Genomic DNA, 20,940 nt, shown 5'->3' on the forward strand with positions numbered 1-20,940 from the left:
CGTGTAGCCGGGGGTTTCTTGTTCGTTTCGTGTTCTGGGAGGGCAGGGGTTGTGATCTCGTTCACGGATGTGGTCAAGACGTATCGGCGTGGTGTGAAGCCGGCGTTGGATGGGGTTTCTTTTGAGGTGGGGGCCGGTGAGTTTGTTTTTGTGGTGGGTGCTTCAGGGTCGGGTAAGTCGACGTTGATTCGGTTGCTGTTGGCTGAGGAGAAGGTTTCTTCGGGGGAGCTGTCGGCGTTGGGGTGGGATGTGGTGCGGCTGCCGCGTCGGCGGGTGCCGCAGTTGCGTCGTCAGATTGGGGTTGTTTTTCAGGATTATCGGTTGTTGCCGGATCGGGATGTGCAGGCGAATGTGGCGTATGTGCTGCATGTGTTGGGGTACAACCCTGCGGATGTGGATCGGTTAGTGCCAGAGACGTTGGATGTGGTGGGGGTGGGGTCGTTAGCGCGGCGGTTGCCGCATGAGTTGAGTGGTGGGGAGCAGCAGCGGGTGGCGTTGGCGCGGGCGTTGGTGAAGCGGCCGTCGTTGTTGTTGGCGGATGAGCCGACGGGAAATCTGGATCCGGAGGCGACCGAGAGCATTGTTGAGTTGTTGGGGCGGGTGAATGCGGAGGGGACGACGGTGTTGATGGCTACGCATGATGATCGGGTGGTGGATATGGCTGGTCGGCGGGTGATTGAGCTGTGTGATGGGGTGGTTGTTCGAGATGAGGTTGGTGGTAGGTATCGGGTGGTGGCTTCGGGTGAGGGGCATGGGGGTGAGCTGCTGTGAGGCCGACGTTTTTGGTGCAGGAGGTGGGGGCGGGTTTGCGTCGCAATCTAGGGGCGTTTGTGTCGATTGTGATTGTGGCGATGGTCAGTGTTGTGTTTTTGGGGGTGGGGATGTTGTCGGGGCGGCAGGTGGATGCTGCGAAGGGGTATTGGTACGACAAGGTTGAGGTGTCGATTTTTTTGTGTACGGCATCGTCGCCGGATGCGGGGTGTGGGGGTAAGCCGGTGACTGCGGTGCAGCAGGCGGCGGTGCGGGAGTTGCTGGATGCCTCTTCGAAGGTGGTGGCGTCGTATGAGTTTGAGTCTCAGCATCAGGCGTATGAGCGGTTCCGGGCGCAGTTTGCGGGTAATCCAGCGTTTGCGCGTACTCCGGCTTCGGCTGTTCCGGCGGCGTTTCGGGTGAAGTTGGTGGATCCGAGTGAGTATGCGGTGGTTCATCAAATGTTTGGTGGGATGCCGGGGGTGGCGGCGGTGAAGGATATTCGTCAGGTGGTGGATCCGTTGATTCGGGTGTTGGACTTTTTGCGGGTGACTGCGTGGGGAGTTGCTGGGGTGATGTCGGTGGCGATGGTGTTGTTGTTGGTGACGACGATTCGTCAGGTGGCGTGGACGAGGCGTCATGAGACTGGGGTGAAGCGGGTGGTGGGGGCTTCGAAGGGGGCTTTGCAGTTGCCTTTTATGGTGGAGATGGTTGCTGCGGTGCTGGTGGCGTGTGTGCTGGCGGTGGGGGTTTTGTGGGGGGCGGTGCGTTTTGGGGTGGCTGAGTTGGCTGCAAAGTTTTCTGATTTTGGGTGGATTACTCCGGTGGATGTGTTGGTGGTGGCGCCGGTGTTGGTGGGGTGCGGGGTTGATGTGGCGGTGGTTGTGTCGTGGGTGGCGTTGGGTCGGTATGTGCGGGTGTGAGTCGGGGGTTGGGTGTTGTTGGGGTGCCTGTACGGTGGTGGAGTCTGAGCGTGAGCTATGGAGTGGTTTGCGCGGTAGTTGTGTGACCAGTGGGAGCACTGGGTTGAGGAAGGCAGTGGCAGATGGCCAAGGAGTCGGGTGTGAAGGTGATCGCGCGTAATAAGAAGGCGCGTCACGATTATTTGATTGAGGACACCTATGAGGCCGGTCTGGCGTTGATGGGTACTGAGGTGAAGTCGCTGCGGTTGGGGCGGGCTTCGTTGGTGGATGGGTTTGCGTCGTTTTCGCGTTCGGGTGAGGTGTGGTTGGAGGGTGTGCACATTCCGGAGTATGTGCAGGGGACATGGACGAATCATTCGGCTCGGCGGCGGCGCAAGTTGTTGTTGCATCGGGCTGAGATCGAGAAGTTGGAGTCCAAGGCCAGGGAGGCAGGGCACACGGTGGTGCCGTTGTCGCTGTATTTCAAGGATGGTCGGGTGAAGGTGGAGATTGCGTTGGCCAAGGGTAAGCGGGAGTACGACAAGCGTCAGGCGTTGCGTGAGCGTCAGGATCGTCGTGAGGCGGAGAGGGCGATGTCGGTGGCGTTTAAGCGGGGTCGGTGAGGCGCGGCTGTTTTTTCGTGAATGGGATTGGGGCGTAGTGATGGGGTTGTTGATGGGTGTGGCTCGGGTAGGTGTTGCCTCGGGGATGCGTCGGTGGGTGGGGCGTGGCGTGTCGGGGCTGTGTGTGGCTGTGGTGTTGGTAGGTGTGGGTGTTGGTGGGGCGTGGGCGCAGCAGGGGGACCGTATCGCTGATTATCGGGTGGAGTATTCGCTGCGTCCTGATGGTGAGGTGTGGGCGCGGGAGACGGTGGATTACGTGTTCGGTGGTGGCAAGGACCGGCACGGCATTTTTATGGACTGGACGGTGCGGCGGAATCTTCCGGAAAGTCCGGGGCATTTCCGTGAGTACGAGATGTCGATTGTGAATGTGACGAGCCCTACGGGTGCTTCGACGGTGTATGAGAAGCGGGATCGTGGTGGTGTGTTGCGGCTGCAGATCGGGGATAAGAAGCGGTCTGTGTCGGGGCGGCAGCGTTACGTGGTCGAGTATCGCGTTAAGGGCGTGGTGAACCGGATTCCGGGTAAGGATGGTGCTGCCGATACGCAGGAGTTGTTCCTGAACCCGGTGGCGACTCATTGGGAGGCGCCGATTGATCAGGCGACGGTGACGGTGACAGGTCCGGTTGGTTCTGAGCGTCGGGAATGCTGGGTGGGGGAGGAAGGATCCAGGGATAAGTCTGGGTGTGTTGGGGAGTCTGTGGGGGGTACAGATACTTTCATTGCGACAGGGTTAGGGATGCAGGGTGAGAAGCACCTGGGCATGACTGTGGTGACGGGGTATCAGGGTGGGACGGTCAGTAATGATCAGCCGATCATCCGGGAGGGTGATGCTGAGGGTGGGCGTGCGCTGACGGAGTTTGTGCCGCAGTGGGTGGCTACGGCGATGGGTGCGGGCAGTGTTGGTGTGGGTGGGTTGGCGTTTGTGGGCGCGGTTGTGGGGGTGGGGGCTGCGTATCGGCGTCGTGGTCGTGATGAGCAGTTTGTTGGGTTGACCCCTGGGGTATTGCCTGGTGGTGAGGATGCGGTGACGGAGGCGGTGCGGTTGTCTGCGTCTGCTCCGGTGGCGGTGCGTTTTGAGCCTCCGCAGGATTCGCTGCCGGGGTTGATTGGGACGTTGCAGGATGAGTCTGCAGACATGGTGGATGTGACGGCCTCGATCGTTGACTTGGCGGTGCGTGGGGTTGTGGTTATTGAGGAGGTTCCGCGTCAGGGGAAGGATTCGGATTGGCGGATTCGTCGCGGTGAGAACTTTGATGAGGGTCAGCTGCTCAGGTATGAGCGGACTTTGGTGCAGGCGTTGTTGGGGTCTTCGGAGACGGCGTTGTTGTCTTCTCGTCGTCGGCAGATGGCTACGCGGGTTGATCTGGTCAAGTCGTATATGTATGACGAGGTGACTGCGCGTGGGTGGTTTAGGCAGAACCCGAAGCAGACACGTTCGGCGTGGGCTGGTTTGGGTGTGATTTTGCTTATCGCGGGTGCTGTTTTGGCTGCTCCGTTGCTGTTTATGTCCGGGACTGTGGCGTTGACTGGTGCGCAGTTTGGGATGTTTTTGTGTGCTGGTGCTGGGGTCGCTGCCGCTGGCGTGGTGGTGTTGTTGATGGCGCGTTCGATGGTGGCGCGTACGGCGGCAGGTACAGCTGTGTTGCATCAGGCTCGTGGTTTTAAGGAGTACTTGGTGACGGCTGAGGCGGGGCAGATCCGTTTTGAGGAGGCGGAGAAGGTCTTCAGTCGTTATTTGCCGTATGCGATTGTTTTTGGGGTGGCAGAGAAGTGGGCGAAGATCTTCGATGAGGTTGTGGCTGCGGCTAAAGCTGAGGGTGCGGTAGTGGATTCGCCGTCGTGGTATTCCGGTGGCGCTACGGCGTGGGATTACGTGGTTTTCACCTCGATGCTGCGTGATTTTTCGGGAAGTGCTGAGAGTGCTTTTTCTGCCCCGATTGACAGCGGTAGCGGTGGGGGGTCTGCGGGCGCTTCAGGGCAAAGCGGTTTTGGTGGGGGCGGTTCAGTTGGTGGTGGTGGTTTTGGTGGAGGTGGTGGTGGTTCGTGGTGAGGTGGTGTTTGAGCACCGCTGGCCGTGATGTGGGGTTAGCGTGGTGAGGTGGGCGCTGCGTGCAGTGTCGGGTGTTTCGTTGTTGCACAAGGATGTACGAGGACAGGAGCGGCTATGGGCGACGAGATGATTCATGAGATGACCAAGGAAGAAGCCGTCGAGGTTCTGGAGTCGTTGAGGTTTGGGCGGCTTGCTACAGCGGTAGCTGGAGTCCCTTTTATTACGCCGTTGAATTATGTTGCGCGTGATGGTGCTGTTTATTTCCGGACGGCCGAGGGAAACAAATTAATGGGTTTGACCATCAATGCGGATGTGGCTTTTGAGGCGGATCGTTTCGTTGATGGGTGTGCTGAGAGCGTGATTGTGATGGGGCGCGCTGAGGAGGTGGTTGCGGGGCAGGAACGAGAGTTTGCTGAGTCGCTGCCGCTGCAGCCGTGGATTGAGACCGATAAGCAGCATGTGGTGAAAATCGCGGTGGGGGAGATTTCTGGGCGGCGGTTTCAGCTGAATGAGTTTGCGCAGTTGTGATGGGTGCACGGTGGTAGCGGTGTGTTTCTGGTGAGGGGTTTCGCTGCTGGAGCGCGCTGAGCTATCGTTGGTTTCCCGGTCTGTGGTGTACAGGCAGGGCGTGTTACTCGATAACAAAACAGTGTGAGACACCCCATGGGGGTGATCGGTTTCGACGTCGATAGTTCGGCCAGGGGAAGCGGGCCGAGGATGCAGGGTTATCTCGTTAACGCTCCCTGTAAACCAATAGGTGCCGATTCCAAGCGCACCGACTTCGCCCTCGCCGCCTGAGCGAGCGCATAAAGAAGTCCGTCAGCCTAGGTTTGATTCCGGCCTAGTTCCTGGCGTCATCTAGGAATCTTGCTGCAATGTCATGTCGGGGGGCATTGCGGGACTTTTACTCGACTGGGCCTGTGTTCGGGAACGTGTGCGTGCGTGCCCGAAGGCTGAGAAACACCTAAGCGCACTGCGCCCGGAGAAGTCCTGGTCTTTCATCGGCGGACGCGGGTTCGATTCCCGCCACCTCCACCATTTGTGTGTCTCGCACTGGTTATCTGTGCGCGTGAAGGCCGGGCCCCATCAGGGGCCCGGCCTTCACGCTATGGGTGGGTTTTAGTTGCTGTCGCCAGCTTGTTCGTTGCCCTGGCGTTCTGCCATTTCTTTGCGTACCTGTTCCATGTCCAGGTTGCGGGCCTGGGTGATGAGGTCTTCGAGGGCAGGTGCTGACAGTGCGCCGGCTTGGGAGAAGACTGGGATGCCTTCTTTGACGATCATGATCGTGGGGATGGAGGTGATGTTGGCGGCGGCGGCGATGGACTGTTCGGCCTCAGTGTCGAGCTTGGCGAACGTGATGTCTTCGTGCTTTTCAGATACCTGTTCGAAGATGGGTGCGAACTGGCGGCAGGGGCCGCACCAGGAGGCCCAGAAGTCGATGAGGACGATGTTGGTCGCGGAGATCGTCTGCTCGAAGTTCTGTTCGGTCAGTGCCACTGTGGTCATGATGGCGGCAACGTCGGGCAGGGGGTGTTTGATTCCTTAGTCGATGAATCTGTGTGAATCGATTCGACGCGACCCTGCTAAATCCTGCAGACGTGTCGCACGCTGTATCCGGGGGAGTTGTGTGATGAGTTAGCAATCAGCAGCTGGGTGACAGCGGTCGTCGTGCGCAGGGCGACTTCGCGAACGTGGAGGTGTGAGTCGTGCAGACCGTGATTGCTTATGCAGGCGGGGGGCTCCTCGGAGCGTGTGCAGCAGGGGTTGCTTCGGGTGGAGCGAGCCTACGAGGGCAGGTGGGGTGTTAGACCTAAGTCGCATGCGCATCACTCTGCAACGTGCGGGCTAGTTGAGTGGTCGCGCTGCCCGTCGACGTTCCGCTGGCCCGCATGGGTGCAGCAAGGGTCGCAGGCTGTGGCCTCGGTAGGCACCCCGTTGGGTGTTGAGCGCATCACGCAAAAGGCACCTGCAGATGCGGCGATCGAGGTGGCGCGGGTTCTTCGGAGCGCTCCTCGCAGGATCTTGGATCTTACTCCTCCGTTCGTCCTCGGATGCATCGATGCTGACGCGGACCGGCTTGACCTCTTTACAGACGCGCTGGGTGTCGGGCGGCTATTTGAGGTGCGCACTGCGTGGGGACGGGTGTGGAGCAACCGGCCTGTAGCGGCCATCAAGTTCGCTGGGCTGCCGCTGGTGCCAGACCCGCTCGGTTGGTCACAGATGGCAGTGGCGGACGAACTCTTTGGCGAGGTGACCCCGCTCAGAGGAGTCCGGGTTGTTAGGCCGGCAACGAGGGTGAGTTGGCGGCGCTCACGTCTAGCAGTTCAAAGCTTGGACACCGTGTCGAGTCAGCTCTCGTATGAAGGGGAGCTGGATGATCTGGTTGAGGAGGCGGCCGCGGACCTGAAGGGCACAGCGTCCTCCATAGGTCGTTGGTTTGATGGGACCCCCACGGTGGACTTGAGCGGAGGGCGGGATTCCCGTCTGGTCGCGGCCGCGTTCCTCGCTAGCGGAACGGCTATCACACTCCACAGCCACGATGCCGTCCCGGGAGACCTCGTCATTGCCAAGGAGTTGGTTGGACTCCTGGGGCGAGAAGTCGAACACCGTATCGAGCACACGAAGGCAGGGGGTACTGGGGCTGTTCAGATGCCCCCCGGGATGGATGCTGCCTATGCCTGGCATGAATACGCAGAAGGACTGCGCCCCTCATCGTTCTTGCTCCATCGCACCCCACGAACTTTGGATGTTGAGACCAACGTCGTCGTCGGCGGTGTTGGCGGAGAAGCGGCCCACTCCTATTACGGACCCCTTGGAAGAGTGGGCGAGCCGCAAGGGCTGCAGAGTGAGCTCCTGAGAGGAATCGAACGCGCATCTGAAGAGGAGGATGTGCTCAAGGCGTGCGCTGATCGGATTGTCCGGCGTCACTGCACTGGCGAGGCAGTCTTGGATCCTTACCGACAAGACTTGTTCATGCATGTCTTGTCAGTTCTCCGGAGGATCAGCCGTTCAGGTGTCCCTAGCTCGGCTGTTCTGGATCATTACTACGTGCTCGAGGGATGCGCAGGTGGGGTACAACGGGCGAAAGGAATGGTGTTTGTTCGCCCTTGCTGACGCCCAGTTTTCAACGAGCAGCTCTTGCTCTCGATCCTGGGCAACGCCGTGCAAACATGCTCCATCGCAGGCTTACTGAACGACTGGTACCTGAGTGGATTGGGGTTCCTTTCTTCCCTGGGGAAGTTCCGCAAACTTCCCCGCGGCACGGCGCTCCTCCCCGAGTCTTGCGCATGGCGGAGTGTCCTGATGCTGCTGCTATTGAGCAGGTCCTTGCTTCCGGGGATGAGGAGCAATATCCGTTCGACAGGGAAGTTGTGGCGCGGTTGTGGCGGCGGTCGGCTGCGCAAGAGACCACTGCTGACGAAGAGCTCATTATTCGAAGGGTTATTTGGCGAGCGGCATTCCAGGATTTTTTGGCAGATCTCGATGGCTTGCCTCGGTGTGAGAGGACCGGGGGTCTTCCTGTTCAGCAGGCCCCGGATGACGCGCCAGATCACAACCAGCCGGTTAACAGAATGAGCCGCATTTCAAAATCGCTCACGGTTGCGAAGACAGCGGTGCGGCGCTCTCACCTAGCGAAGGCGGTCGCAGCGAGCAGGCTGTGGAGGTACTACCGGAGCACGTGGTGCGGCCGAATGGTTCGGAGAATGCTGGCCACTGGGTAGGTGCTCTATCGCTGCCTCGTCTACCTGCCTTCCCTACAGTAAGCATTGGCATAGCCTGACCTGGTGGCGCCGGTGGGGCGCTGATAGGGACACAGTCCACGACTGCGCTGCTCGCGGGCAGGATCAATGGGTTACCGGGTGGGTGGGGGGCTTTTCGCCTGATCATTCGGGTACGGGCATCGTCTTCTTTGGGATAGAGTTAGTCACGGATGCCTGTGTTTGTGCAGGAACGATCCGTGTGTCATGTAGTTGCTGATTCCGTATGTGCGTGTGCGCATGGGATGTGGGACATGGTGGACGGTATCGGGAAGAAGTAGGCCAGCAGCACATACGCGGCGGTCCTTTGTGACTGCTGCACTTAGTGGCCTGTCCAAAGATTCCTCGGTTGCCGAGGAATTGGTGTTGTCCGGTTCGTTATGGATACGGGCGATAGCCACAGACAGGCAGTAACGGCCCGCTTGACAGGTTGCTCACCTGAGTCAGCCGGCCGAACAGCATCCGTTCTGCACGCAAACGCAATGTTGTGCCGTGCACACCAGCAGTCGTTCACATGCGCGGACTCCTCTAGCACGTTGCGTCCACGTCCCCGAAGACTGCTCATGAGATCGGTCCGACGAGGGGCCGAGCACGCGGCGATGTGACGCGTGCATGTGAAAACGACGTATGGCTCGTTCTCGACAGCGCATTCGATGTGTGCCCGGGTGAACGCGCCTGCCCGAGAACGAGAAGCGAGAGAGCAGATGCCAGACTTTCAGCAGGAAACCAACTCCGACAGCGGTACTTCTAGCCGTTCCGAACGCCACTCCGGCCCTAAACAGCGCTGGAGCCCAGCCCGCAAGGCGCAAGCCCGTAAAGCAAAAGAAAAACCGTTAAGCCCGCGTGAGCAGCGCCGAGCAGCCGAGTTCGGTAAAGATCGTCGTGATGGTGACCGTGGTGGGTTCCGTGGTGGCTTCCGTGGTGAACGCGGCGGCTACCAGGGTGGTCGGGGCTTTGACCGGCCTGGTCGTTTTGATGAGGACCGCCGTGATGAGCGTCGCGGGGACCGTGATGACCGTGGCGGGTTCCGAGGGAACCGCCGGGACTTCCGTGATGGTGACCGGGGCGGTTTCCGTGGTGAGCGCGGTTTCGACCGTGGCGAGCGTGGCGGTTACCGCGGTGATCGGGACAACCGTCGTGATGGTGACCGTGGTGGCTTCCGTGGTGAACGCGGCGGCTACCAGGGTGGTCGGGGCTTTGACCGGCCTGGTCGTTTTGATGAGGACCGCCGTGATGAGCGTCGCGGGGACCGTGATGACCGTGGCGGGTTCCGAGGGAACCGCCGGGACTTCCGTGATGGTGACCGGGGCGGTTTCCGTGGTGAGCGCGGTTTCGACCGTGGCGAGCGTGGCGGTTACCGCGGTGATCGGGACAACCGTCGTGATGGTGACCGTGGTGGCTTCCGTGGTGAACGCGGCGGCTACCAGGGTGGTCGGGGCTTTGACCGGCCTGGTCGTTTTGATGAGGACCGCCGTGATGAGCGTCGCGGGGACCGTGATGACCGTGGCGGGTTCCGAGGGAACCGCCGGGACTTCCGTGATGGTGACCGGGGCGGTTTCCGTGGTGAGCGCGGTTTCGACCGTGGCGAGCGTGGCGGTTACCGCGGTGATCGGGACAACCGTCGTGATGGTGACCGTGGTGGGTTCCGTGGTGGTGACCGCGGTGGCTTCCGTGGCGAACGCGGCTTCGACCGCGACAACCACCGCGAAGAGCGCGGCAGCTACCGTCGCAACGACGAACACACACACCACGAAAAACGCGAATTCCGTGGCCGTGACGAGCAACGCCGCACCCACAGCGGCTCCGACTTCGCTCGGGACAAGCACCGCCGCCCCCGCTCATACGACCCAGCCCGCGTAGAAGAAGCCCCCCGCGAATACGAAGCCGAGCGGATGCGCCGCGCCGAACGGCCCCGCCGCGTGGAAATCCCCGAAGACCCAACCCAGGGCTTCCAGGGCCTGGGCGTACCGATGCCTATCGTTGAGCGCCTCGCCCGGGATGGAATCGCTGAACCATTCCCCATCCAAACCGCCACCATTCCCGACGCCATCGCTGGCCGTGACGTTCTAGGCCGCGGGCGTACCGGCTCGGGAAAAACAATGGCATTCGGGATTCCCGTACTGACCCGCCTGGCAGGACGCAGCAGCGAACCTCGCTGCCCACGCGCCGTGATCCTCTCACCCACGCGTGAACTCGCGATGCAAATCGGGGACGCTATTGGCCCACTCGCTAAAGAGATGAACCTGCGCCACAAACTCGTCGCCGGCGGCATGCCCTACGAACCCCAAATCAACGCCCTCGAGCGCGGCGTAGACATCCTCGTGGCAACCCCCGGGCGCATCAACGACCTCGTCGAGCGCGGCGCAGCCTGCCTAGACAACGTGGAAATCTTCGTCCTTGACGAAGCAGACCTGATGGCAGACATGGGATTCCTCCCCGACATCACCACCCTGCTCGAGGCAATCCCCGAAACCGGTCAGCGTCTGCTGTTCTCCGCAACCCTCGACAAAGGTATCGACGACGTCGTCGAAAAATACCTCCACGACCCGGTCGTGCACTCCACCGACGAAGCAAAAGCCTCCGTCGCGACGATGTCACACCACATCTTCCTCGTGGACCCCAAGTACAAGAAACCCATCACCGGTGACATCGCTAACCGACCGGGCCGCACCGTAGTGTTTGTCCGCACCAAGCTCGGCGCCGACCGTGTCGCCATGCAGCTACGCGAACAAGGCGTGTTCGCCGCTGCCCTGCACGGTGGCCTCAACCAAGGCATGCGAACCCGCATTCTGGCCGCCTTCAAAGACGGCACTCTCCCGGTCCTTGTCGCTACCGACGTCGCATCCCGTGGTATCCACGTCGATGACGTCTCAGCAGTACTGCAGGTCGACCCACCCCGTGACCACAAGGACTACCTACACCGCGCAGGCCGCACCGCACGCGCCGGCTCCAACGGTGTTGTTGTCACCCTGGCGTTGCCGCACCAACGCAAACTGATGAAGCGCATCGCCAGCGACGCCGGCCTTGAGGTAGAGCCACAGAAAGTCGACCTCGGTCACCGTGAAATCATCGAAACCACAGGCGCATCACGCCCCAGCGGTGAACCGATTTCCGAAGAACGCCTCCGCGCAATCACCGACCCGCCCCGCCGCCCCCGCGGCGGATTCAAAGGCGGCCGCGGCGGCTTCAAAGGCGGTCGCGGACACGGCCGCGGCGGACACGACCGTCCCCGTCGCCGCTACGAGGACTGAGAACCTCTCACACTGACTGACCACGCAGGGGGCCCAACCGATTGTTCGGTTGGGCCCCCTGCGTGGTTAAATACCGCAGCTGCGGCTGCTCAACCACACGGCAGCGAATGCACACACGTAGTGATCAACCGTGCGGCCGTCCTGGCAGTGCGCCCATCAATATCCAGCTGCGGACACAGCTCCACAACATCAAGCACAACTAACTTGCCCGTAGCCGCCACCCGACGACACAACGCCTCAACTACCTCCACCGGCACACCAAATCCCGCAGGTGCGCTCACCCCCGGCGCAACAGCAGCAGGAAGCACATCCAAATCAATTGACAAATGGATAGCATCAACACGGGCAGCCAGCTCATCTACCAGCTGCTCCAATGCAGGAAGATACGCAGCCGTCGCCGCGGTATCCAGCACATACCTCACCCCCAAAGCATCAGCAGTGTCGAAAAGAACCCGCGTGTTCGACGCCTGCGCAATCCCCACCACCGTGTAATCAAACACACGACCAGCGGCGGCATCAGCAGCTGCCATCTGCAAAAACGGTGTACCCGACGTAGGCCCATCAGCCTGACGAAGATCGAAATGGGCATCAAGATTAAGCACCCCCACTCGAGCATCACCCCACCGCGAAGACCCAACCCGCCCTAAATAGCTGCCCCACGCCGTCTCATGACCGCCACCGAGCACCACCACCAAACGATGCGAATCCACAAGCCCAGCCACCCGCTGACCTAACGCAGCCTGACCAGACTCCAAATCCTCATCGAAGACCGCGACAGTACCGCCATCAAACAACGGCACCTGCGTATGCACCGCCATAGGCGCTAACGCAGCCCGCAACACATCAGGCCCAGCAGCAGCACCAACCCGGCCACCATTACGACGTACCCCTTCATCGCTAGCGAACCCCACCAGCGCAACCCCACCACCAGCATCAGTAACGGACATCGAGGCAGCACAAACCCGCTGATGCCACCGCCAATGTTCGCGGCCATGCCCATCAAACCGCCCCTGCCACACCGACGCCCCCGCCTCGCTATCGCTCATGCGTTCGACTCTAAAACCACACGCTGCGGTTGTCCTGCACAGCAGCAACAGATACCAGACACCCCACCCAGGTGTCTGGTATCCCAGACACAAACTGCCCCATCCGCGCTGACCCGACTGCGCCCGAAGCGTTCTCATGGTGACCAGATCCATACGCAGACAAAGGAGTCACCGGATATGGCACTGCCCGGAGCACGCGAAGTCCGCGCCCCACGCGGACCCGGCATCACCGCAAAAAGCTGGCAAACCGAAGCACCCCTACGCATGCTCTGCAACAACCTCGACCCCGAAGTTGCCGAACGCCCCGACGACCTCGTCGTCTACGGAGGCACCGGACGCGCCGCCCGCTCCTGGGAAGCCTTCGACGCCATCATCGCCACCCTCACCGACCTCGAAGACGACGAAACCCTCCTCATCCAATCCGGCAAACCCGTCGGCGTATTCCGCACCAACACCTGGGCACCACGCGTACTCATCGCCAACTCCAACCTCGTCGGCGACTGGGCAACCTGGCCCGAATTCCGCCGCCTCGAAGCCGAAGGCCTCATGATGTACGGCCAAATGACCGCCGGATCCTGGATCTACATCGCCACCCAAGGCATCCTCCAAGGCACCTTCGAAACATTCGCCGCCGTAGCCAAAAAACGCTTCGACGGAACCCTCGCCGGCACCATCACCCTCACCGCAGGCTGCGGTGGCATGGGCGGAGCCCAACCCCTAGCCGTCACCCTCAACGGCGGCGTAGCCATCGTTGTCGATGTCGACCGCACTCGACTCCAACGCCGTGTCTCCAAGCGATACCTCGACCTCATCGCCGACTCCCTCGAAGAAGCCATCACCAAAGCCAACGCCGCCAAAAACGACCAAAAAGCCCTCTCCATTGGCCTCGAAGGCAACGCCGCCGACGTATTCCCCGAACTACTCGAACGCCACAAAAACGGACAGATCCACATCGACATCGTCACCGACCAAACCAGCGCCCACGACCCCCTGTCCTACCTACCCAGCGAAATCCCCATCGACGAATGGGCAGACGAAGCAGCAGCCGACCCCATCGGCTTCACCAAAAAAGCCGAAGAATCCATGGCCCGACACGTTCAAGCCATGGTCGAATTCCAAGACACCGGCGCAGAAGTATTCGACTACGGCAACTCCATCCGCGACGAAGCCCGCAAAGCCGGATATACCCGCGCATTCGAATTCCCCGGATTCGTCCCCGCATACATCCGCCCCCTCTTCTGCGAAGGCCTGGGCCCCTTCCGATGGGTTGCCCTCTCTGGAGACCCTGAAGACATCAAAGTCACCGACGACGCTCTCAAAGAGCTCTTCCCCCACAACGAACACCTCCACCGATGGCTCGACGCCGCCGAAGAATTCGTCGAGTTCGAAGGCTTACCCGCTCGCATCTGCTGGCTCGGATACGGCGAACGAGACAAAGCAGGAAAACTCTTCAACGACCTCGTCCGCGACGGCAAAGTCAAAGCCCCCATCGTCATCGGCCGTGACCACCTCGACTCCGGCTCCGTAGCCTCCCCCTACCGCGAAACCGAAGGCATGAAAGACGGCTCCGACGCCATCGCCGACTGGCCACTACTGAACGCCCTCACCGCCACAAGCTCCGGAGCTACCTGGGTCTCCATCCACCACGGCGGCGGTGTCGGCATCGGACGCTCCATCCACGCAGGCCAAGTAGGTGTCGCAGACGGCACAGACCTCGCCGCAGAAAAACTCACCCGCCTACTACTCAACGACCCAGGCATGGGAGTGATCCGCCACGCCGACGCCGGATACGAACGCGCACAACACGTAGCCGACGAACGCGGCGTGCGCATCCCCATGCACGAACACAACAAAAGAGGCGAAGCGTGAGCGAACTCATCACCGGCATCACCGAACTGCTCACCAACAACCCTGACCACCCCCGCATCACCGACGCCGCCATCGTCATCGACGGCGAACGCATCGCATGGGTCGGCCAAGCCAAAGCAGCCCCAGCCACAGACTCATGCACCGACGTAGCCGGACGCGCCGTCCTCCCCGGATGGGTCGACTCCCACAGCCACCTCGTCTTCGCAGGCGACCGCTCCGCCGAATTCGAAGCCCGCATGGCCGGAGAACCATACGCAGCCGGAGGGATCGGCGTCACCACCGCAGCAACCCGCGCCGCCAGCGACGACGAACTCACCCACCTCGTGATACAGCGCGTAGCCGAAGCCCACGCTGGCGGAACCACCTACTTAGAAACCAAAACCGGATACGGCCTCGACGTGGAACAAGAAGCCCGTGCCGCGCGCATCGCCGCCAACGCCGTCGACGAAGTGACATACCTAGGTGCCCACCTGATCCCCCCAGGATCCGACGGGCGTCCCATGGACGCCGACACGTACATCGACCTCGTCACCGGCCCGATGCTCCAAGCAGTACGGCCATACGTTCAATGGGCCGACGTGTTCTGCGAAGAAGGCGCCTTCACCGTTGAACAATCACGCCACATCCTCACAGCCTGCAAAAACGCCGGACTTGGGCTGCGCGTACATGGAAACCAAATCGGCCATTCCGGGGGAGTGGCCCTGGCAGTCGAGATGGGGGCAGCCAGCGTCGACCACTGCAACTACCTCGACGACAACGACATCAACGCCCTAGCCGCAACAGAAACAGTCGCCACCGCGCTACCCGCATGCGACCTATCCACCCGAGCGCCCCTAGTACCGGCACGACGACTCCTCGATGCCGGGGTAACGATGGCCATCGCCACCAACTGCAACCCCGGCACCAGCTATACCAGCTCAATGAACTTCTGCGTCGGCGTCGCTGTGCTGCAAATGGGCATGACCATCCTCGAAGCAGTCCGCGCCGCAACTTGGGGCGGAGCCCGAGCACTCCGCCGCGAAACCGGCACCGACACCTGCCCAGCCATCGGCTCAATCATTCCCGGAGCACGCGCAGACCTCCACGTCCTCGATGCCCCAGCGGCCATCCACCTGGCCTACCGGCCCGGAATGCCCCTCACCTGGGGCGTCTGGCGTGCCGGAGCCCGAGTGCACAGCAACCGCTGACCCCACAAAACCCTTCCCGCACTGGGCCCTCGACCCACGAAAGGTTCCACATGACACGTCATCAGACCGACGCAGTGACCATTTCCACCCACTCAATGAGCACGAGCGACGTCATCGCCGTAGCCCGCCACGGCGCCCACATCACCCTCAGCGAAGACAGCATCACCAAAGTCACCACTGTTCGGGCACACATCGATGCACTCGCTTCCTCCGCTACCCCCGTCTACGGCATCTCAACCGGCTTTGGGGCCCTAGCAACCGAACACATCCCCGTCGACAAACGCACCAAACTTCAACAGTCCCTCGTGCGCTCCCACGCTGCAGGCATCGGTCCAGAAGTAGAAAAAGAAGTAGTACGAGCACTCATGCTGCTCCGCCTCAAAACACTGGCCTCTGGGCACACCGGCGTACGCCCAGAAACCATGAACGCACTAGCTGCCCTCCTCAACGCCGGAATCACCCCCATCGTTCACGAATTCGGGTCACTGGGCTGCTCCGGCGACCTGGCACCCCTAGCCCACTGTGCCCTGGTACTCATGGGGGAGGGGCGCGCCACCGGCCCCGACGGTGTCGAACGACCTGTCCCGGAACTGCTCGGCGACGCTGGAATCACCCCTATCGTTCTCGCCGAAAAAGAAGGTCTTGCCCTCATTAACGGCACCGACGGGATGCTCGGGCAACTCATCCTCGCCCTCGAAGACCTCCGCACCCTCGTCGATATCGCCGACGTCACCGCAGCACTATCTGTAGAAGCCCTCGGCGGCACTGACCAAGTGTTCCTCCCCGAACTGCACCTGCCGCTGCGCCCCCACCTAGGCCAATCCATATCCGCCGACAGGATGCTGCGCACACTGGCCGGATCCAAAATCGTCAACCACAACAGAAACAACGAAATCCGAGTACAAGACGCCTACTCACTGCGCTGCGCCCCACAAGTGTCCGGATCCCTGCGAGACACCCTCACCTACGCCACCGGTGTCGCTGAACGTGAACTCGCCGCCGCCATCGACAACCCTGTCGTTCTGGACGACGGACGGGTGCTGTCCAACGGAAACTTCCACGGCGCACCCATCGCGCACGTCCTGGACTTCATCGCTATCCCCGTCGCCGACCTAGCCTCCATGGCTGAATGCCGCACCGACCGGATGCTCGACGTCAAACGCAGCCACGGGCTACCTCCGTTCCTTGCTGATGACCCAGGAACAGACTCCGGGCTGATGATCGCCCAGTACACCCAAGCCGGCATCATCTCAGAACTCAAACGTCTCGCCACCCCCGCATCAGTGGACTCCATCCCCAGCTCAGCGATGCAAGAAGACCACGTCTCCATGGGGTGGCACGCAGCCCGCAAACTCCGCAAAGCCGTCGACGGGCTCCGCCGCGTGCTCAGCATCGAACTCGTCGCAGCAACCCGCGCTATACAACTACGAGCCCCTCTAGAACCTGGCCCCGTTGCCCGCGCCATCATCGAGGCGCTCCCCGCGCAGATCGATACTCCCGGGCCCGACAGCTTCATGACCCCACAGCTACAAGCCGCGGAAGAAATGCTTGCTGACGGAACATTCACTACCATCGTGGCAGCCGCACTCGGAGATTAAAACCGCACGAACGTCTCACATAGTCACAACGATTCCTGCGATCGACTTTTCACAACGGCCTCACGGATCGAAGATGGTCTAGTGAGATCCACCATTGGAAAGCTCCTAGTCGCCACCCCGACGATGGAAGGTGGCATTTTTCAGCGTTCGGTCGTTTTCGTGCTTCATCACGACGCCGACGGGGCGCACGGGGTTGTGCTGAACAAACCTCTCGAAACTGACCTGACTCCTGTGCTCCCCGATTGGCAGCCCTACGTCAGTGAGCCTGCCCAACTGTTCCAAGGCGGACCCGTCGGCCTGGACAGCGCTATGGGATTGGCTTCTGTGCCAGGGCAAATGCAGACCGATGGTGTGGTGTCTTTGTTTGGGTCGATTGGCGTGGTCGATCTCGACCACGCCCCGGAGATATTGGCGCAACACGTAGCTTCCTTGCGGGTGTTCGCTGGCTACGCAGGATGGTCTGCAGGGCAACTCGAAGAAGAACTCAGCGCAGATGCGTGGTACGTCGTCGAAGCCGAAGTCGGTGACGTGTTTACCCCGTGTCCCGAGGAGCTATGGCAGTCAGTGCTGGCTCGCCAGCACGGGCGATTGTCCTGGGTGGCGAGGTTCCCTGACGACCCAACGATGAACTGAGGTGATGCCCCTGCGCAGGGGCATCACGCGCATCAGAGCAGCCCTGCCTCGCTGGCTCGCCTATACGTTGCTACGCGGGCAGATTCGATACGTCGACGATTCAGCGCAGTAGGGAAAAGATTGAAATGGGGACGGGTAACCACCTGTCCGCCAGCACGCAGCGCATCCCCCAGCGAGCGTCCGCGCAGCCCACGCTCCTCACCCGCGGCAAGAACCCGGTTGAGCAAGTCATAGCGATCCAACGCAGGCTCAGGGCCATCATCAGCGCCGTCAGCGTGGGAGGCGAACCCGTCGTGGAACAACACGATGGCGCCTCGCTCCAGCGAGCTAGTAGCTTTCGCGACACGGGTGTCATTGTCGACAAACGGGTTCCAATCGTGGCTGGTGCTGCTCCACAACACAGAAGTCATTCCAGCCGAAGTGATCTCACGCCAGGCGGCAATAGTTTGATCACCGTATGGCGGGCGATACCAGCGCACCTGCTGCCCCAAAACATCTTCCAGGTCTGCTTTAGCCACCCGCAGGTTCTCGCGGATCTGCTGCGGATCCAACAGCGAAAGATGCTGGTGATCCAAGCCATGCAGGCCGATCTCATGGCCAGCAGCAACAACCTCACGCAACAACCCCGGGTCATTGCGCACCGATGTCGACAACACAAAAAACGTGCCGGTGGCGTCATGCTCAGCCAACGCCCGCAGGATCTGTGGAGTACGTTCAGCAGTAGGGCCATCATCAAAAGTAGGAACCCAGTGGCCCTGGTCTGTGCGTAGCGAACTGACAGAGCCGATGGAGTCCGGTGCGTGTTCAAGCACCTTCATAACGGCCAGTTTCGCGGTATGGACCAGGTCGCTCATGGAATGCCTTCCCCGTTTGTGTATGCACTTGAGTGTAGGGGCGTAGCTATGCAGGAGCAGCGGGCGTGGTACCAGAGGCGGCATACTTGATGGTTATGAGTACTCCGTCGACACCCGAACCCATCCGGCCTCAGGAGATGCCGAGCAGGGGCACTTCGACCTCCACCCTGGAACGCACACAGGCCGAGCCCGATTACCGCCTCGACGACGGCGATCACGAACGGTTTGCCCACTACGTACGCAAAGAAAAAATCACCTCCTCCGCAGTCACAGGCGAGCCAGTCATCGCGCTATGCGGCAAAGTGTGGGTTCCCGGACGCGACCCGAACCGGTTCCCGGTATGCCCCATGTGCAAAGAAATCTACGAAGGACTGCGCGACCCCCAAGACGGCGGAGACAACCCCAAAGAGTGAGGTAGGCCGGGAAGGAACCCCGGCTACCGAACCCAGCTCCGAAGCCACGCCCCACGCGGGTGCCTTTCATGCGCAACCCTTCGACGGACAACGAGGCGTGGACGGCGGGCTGAAGTGAGGTGGTCGGGATACAGTCAGGTCCGATATGAGTACTTCTGCCGCATCGCATTTGTCTCCGTCCTTCCCAGCGAAGGCTGCTTGGGGTACCGCCACGAAATTGCGGGCATGGCAGGCCGAAGCGTTAGCGAAGTACCTGGAGAACTCCCCACGTGACTTCCTCGCTGTCGCTACCCCCGGCGCCGGTAAAACCACGTTCGCTTTGCGTATCGCCACCGAGCTCCTCGCCCGTGGCGAAGTAGAGCGAGTCATCGTTGTCGCTCCAACCGAACACCTCAAAACCCAATGGGCCGACGCTGCCGCACGCGTCGGCGTGCAAATCAACCCCACCTACAGCAACTCCGGCGCAGCCCTCAGCAAGGACTACATTGGCGTGGCCGTCACATACGCCGGAGTAGCCAGCCGTCCCACCGTTTACGAACAGATCGTGCAACGGCACCGCACCCTGGTCATCATGGACGAGGTCCATCACGGCGGGGACGCTCTGGCCTGGGGGGACGCGATGCGAGAAGCGTTCACCGGCGCCACCCGACGACTTTGCCTGACCGGAACCCCGTTCCGTAGCGACACCAGCCCCATCCCTTTCGTCAGATACGCCCCCGATAGCGAAGGGATCCGCAGATCAGAGGCCGACTACACATACGGATACGCTGACGCCCTGCGTGATGGTGTTGTGCGCCCCGTGCTCTTCCTCGCCTACGGCGGAGCCATGCGATGGCGCACCAGCGCAGGCGACGAAATCGCCGCCCAACTCGGAGAACCAGCCACCAAAGACGTCATCAAACACGCTTGGCGCACCGCTCTAGACCCCAAAGGTGAATGGATCCCCTCCGTACTGCGCGCCGCCGATAAACGCCTCTCCGAAGTGCGTAGGCACGTCCCCGACGCAGGGGGTCTGGTGATTGCCTCCAACCAGACCAAAGCGCGCGCCTACGCCAAAGTGCTCACCGAAATGACAGGAATCAGTCCCACTGTCGTGCTATCCGACGACGGCACGGCAGGTAAAAAAATCGAAGCGTTCGCCGCCAGCGAAGACCGGTGGATGGTTGCAGTCCGGATGGTCTCTGAAGGTGTTGACGTGCCCCGCCTGGCTGTAGGGGTCTACGCCACCAGCACCTCCACGCCTTTGTACTTCGCCCAAGCCGTGGGACGGTTCGTGCGAGCACGGCGCCGCGGGGAAACAGCCAGTGTCTTCCTGCCCACCGTGCCTGTTCTACTCAGCCACGCCGCCAGCATGGAAGCCCAACGCGACCACGCCCTAGACCGCCCCCAGAAAGAAGGGCGCGACGAAATCTGGCAAGAAGACTCCCTTATCGAGGCAGCCAATCGCACAGAAAAAACAGTTGACTTCGACGCCCCGAAATTCGAAGCCCTCGAATCTGATGCCCACCTGGACCACGTCCTCTTCGATGCCGAACAGTTCGGCATGGGAGGAGTAGTCGGCTCCGAAGACGAAGCCGACTACCTAGGTCTTCCTGGCTTACTCGAACCCGACCAGGTCTCTCAACTGCTACGACAACGACAAACCGCCCAACTCAAACGCTCCAGCAAACGCGCCTCACGAGACAAAGCGCAACAACACGACGAACCCCTCGCCGCGCACCGCGCACTGACCGCTCACCGCAAAGAACTGAACTCCCTCGTGGCGGCCTACGCCCGCAAAACCGGCAAAGCCCACGCCCAAATCCACCTCGACCTGCGCAGCACCTGTGGAGGGCCAGCCGTGGACGAAGCCACCGCAGAACAAGTGCAAGCCCGCATCAACAAAATCCGTAACTGGTTCGTAGGACGCCGCTGAACTACGCACGCTGCGCGCCGACCCAAAAGATTCGACGGATCAGCGCGCGGCGAACTCAGCAGTAGAGATCAAATCAATGCCGTTGCGCATG

16 protein-coding genes and 1 other RNA gene are annotated in these 20,940 nt (G+C 61.2%); 14 read left to right on the forward strand and 3 right to left on the reverse strand.

Annotated elements, in window-relative coordinates; all coding sequences use genetic code 11:
* The first annotated feature begins 51 nt into the window (after nt 1-51).
* The 6 genes from DXZ77_RS03180 to ssrA all read left to right on the forward strand — a co-directional run bounded on the left by DXZ77_RS03180 (nt 52) and on the right by ssrA (nt 5,363).
* Entirely contained in the window at nt 52-771 is a 720-nt protein-coding gene (locus DXZ77_RS03180) for a cell division ATP-binding protein FtsE (protein WP_115032481.1), read from the forward strand.
* Entirely contained in the window at nt 768-1,673 is a 906-nt protein-coding gene (gene ftsX / locus DXZ77_RS03185; RefSeq protein WP_220181584.1) for a permease-like cell division protein FtsX, read from the forward strand. Before DXZ77_RS03180 ends, ftsX begins: the two co-directional genes overlap by 4 nt.
* A gap of 122 nt (nt 1,674-1,795) precedes the next feature.
* Nucleotides 1,796-2,275: an SsrA-binding protein SmpB gene (gene smpB / locus DXZ77_RS03190; protein WP_115029871.1), complete on the forward strand. Its 480-nt coding sequence runs from the start codon at nt 1,796-1,798 to the stop codon at nt 2,273-2,275.
* A gap of 40 nt (nt 2,276-2,315) precedes the next feature.
* Nucleotides 2,316-4,325 (forward strand): DUF2207 domain-containing protein, encoded by a 2,010-nt coding sequence (locus DXZ77_RS12010; protein ID WP_115029873.1) that lies wholly within the window; start codon nt 2,316-2,318, stop codon nt 4,323-4,325.
* A 114-nt stretch (nt 4,326-4,439) separates the two neighbouring features.
* On the forward strand, nt 4,440-4,853 hold the full coding sequence (locus DXZ77_RS03200) for a pyridoxamine 5'-phosphate oxidase family protein (protein WP_115029875.1): 414 nt from the start codon (nt 4,440-4,442) through the stop codon (nt 4,851-4,853).
* 137 nt (nt 4,854-4,990) lie between these two features.
* Nucleotides 4,991-5,363, forward strand: a transfer-messenger RNA (tmRNA) gene (gene ssrA, locus DXZ77_RS03205).
* An 81-nt stretch (nt 5,364-5,444) separates the two neighbouring features.
* Here ssrA and trxA read toward each other — a convergent pair.
* Nucleotides 5,445-5,831: a thioredoxin gene (gene trxA / locus DXZ77_RS03210; RefSeq protein ID WP_115029877.1), complete on the reverse strand. Its 387-nt coding sequence runs from the start codon at nt 5,829-5,831 to the stop codon at nt 5,445-5,447.
* 834 nt (nt 5,832-6,665) lie between these two features.
* On the opposite strand from trxA, the gene DXZ77_RS11685 reads away from it, so the two are divergent.
* Both DXZ77_RS11685 and DXZ77_RS03225 read left to right on the forward strand, forming a co-directional pair.
* Nucleotides 6,666-7,439, forward strand: a complete 774-nt coding sequence (locus DXZ77_RS11685; RefSeq protein WP_147279175.1) for a hypothetical protein — start codon at nt 6,666-6,668, stop codon at nt 7,437-7,439.
* A gap of 1,348 nt (nt 7,440-8,787) precedes the next feature.
* Nucleotides 8,788-11,334, forward strand: a complete 2,547-nt coding sequence (locus tag DXZ77_RS03225) for a DEAD/DEAH box helicase (RefSeq protein WP_115029883.1) — start codon at nt 8,788-8,790, stop codon at nt 11,332-11,334.
* Between the two features lie 89 nt (nt 11,335-11,423).
* Here DXZ77_RS03225 and hutG read toward each other — a convergent pair whose 3' ends face one another.
* The gene (gene hutG / locus DXZ77_RS03230) at nt 11,424-12,380 is read right to left on the reverse strand and encodes a formimidoylglutamase (protein ID WP_115029885.1); all 957 of its coding nucleotides are present in this window, start codon (nt 12,378-12,380) and stop codon (nt 11,424-11,426) included.
* Nucleotides 12,381-12,557: 177 nt separating this feature from the next.
* Here hutG and hutU point away from each other — a divergent pair, with 177 nt between their 5' ends.
* From hutU to DXZ77_RS03250, 4 genes are all read left to right on the forward strand, one after another.
* A complete protein-coding gene (gene hutU / locus DXZ77_RS03235) occupies nt 12,558-14,249 on the forward strand; it encodes a urocanate hydratase (RefSeq protein ID WP_115029887.1) in 1,692 nt (563 codons plus the stop codon).
* On the forward strand, nt 14,246-15,436 hold the full coding sequence (gene hutI / locus DXZ77_RS03240; protein WP_115029889.1) for an imidazolonepropionase: 1,191 nt from the start codon (nt 14,246-14,248) through the stop codon (nt 15,434-15,436). The genes hutU and hutI overlap by 4 nt, the downstream gene beginning before the upstream one ends.
* A gap of 50 nt (nt 15,437-15,486) precedes the next feature.
* Nucleotides 15,487-17,034 carry a histidine ammonia-lyase gene (gene hutH, locus DXZ77_RS03245; protein ID WP_115029891.1) on the forward strand — a complete coding sequence of 516 codons (1,548 nt, stop codon included), beginning with the start codon at nt 15,487-15,489 and terminating at the stop codon, nt 17,032-17,034.
* Between the two features lie 81 nt (nt 17,035-17,115).
* Complete coding sequence (locus DXZ77_RS03250; protein WP_115029893.1) at nt 17,116-17,667, forward strand: YqgE/AlgH family protein; 552 nt, start codon at nt 17,116-17,118, stop codon at nt 17,665-17,667.
* 32 nt (nt 17,668-17,699) lie between these two features.
* Here DXZ77_RS03250 and DXZ77_RS03255 read toward each other — a convergent pair whose 3' ends face one another.
* Nucleotides 17,700-18,521 carry a polysaccharide deacetylase family protein gene (locus DXZ77_RS03255; RefSeq protein WP_115029895.1) on the reverse strand — a complete coding sequence of 274 codons (822 nt, stop codon included), beginning with the start codon at nt 18,519-18,521 and terminating at the stop codon, nt 17,700-17,702.
* Between the two features lie 95 nt (nt 18,522-18,616).
* Here DXZ77_RS03255 and DXZ77_RS03260 point away from each other — a divergent pair, with 95 nt between their 5' ends.
* Together DXZ77_RS03260 and DXZ77_RS03265 are read left to right on the forward strand one after the other, a co-directional pair.
* Nucleotides 18,617-18,934 (forward strand): DUF3039 domain-containing protein, encoded by a 318-nt coding sequence (locus tag DXZ77_RS03260; RefSeq protein ID WP_028327892.1) that lies wholly within the window; start codon nt 18,617-18,619, stop codon nt 18,932-18,934.
* 145 nt (nt 18,935-19,079) lie between these two features.
* Nucleotides 19,080-20,849, forward strand: a complete 1,770-nt coding sequence (locus tag DXZ77_RS03265; RefSeq protein WP_115029897.1) for a DEAD/DEAH box helicase — start codon at nt 19,080-19,082, stop codon at nt 20,847-20,849.
* Nucleotides 20,850-20,940: the final 91 nt, after the last annotated feature.

Origin of the sequence: Dermatophilus congolensis (assembly GCF_900447215.1) — a bacterium.
GTDB classification, from domain to species: domain Bacteria; phylum Actinomycetota; class Actinomycetes; order Actinomycetales; family Dermatophilaceae; genus Dermatophilus; species Dermatophilus congolensis_A.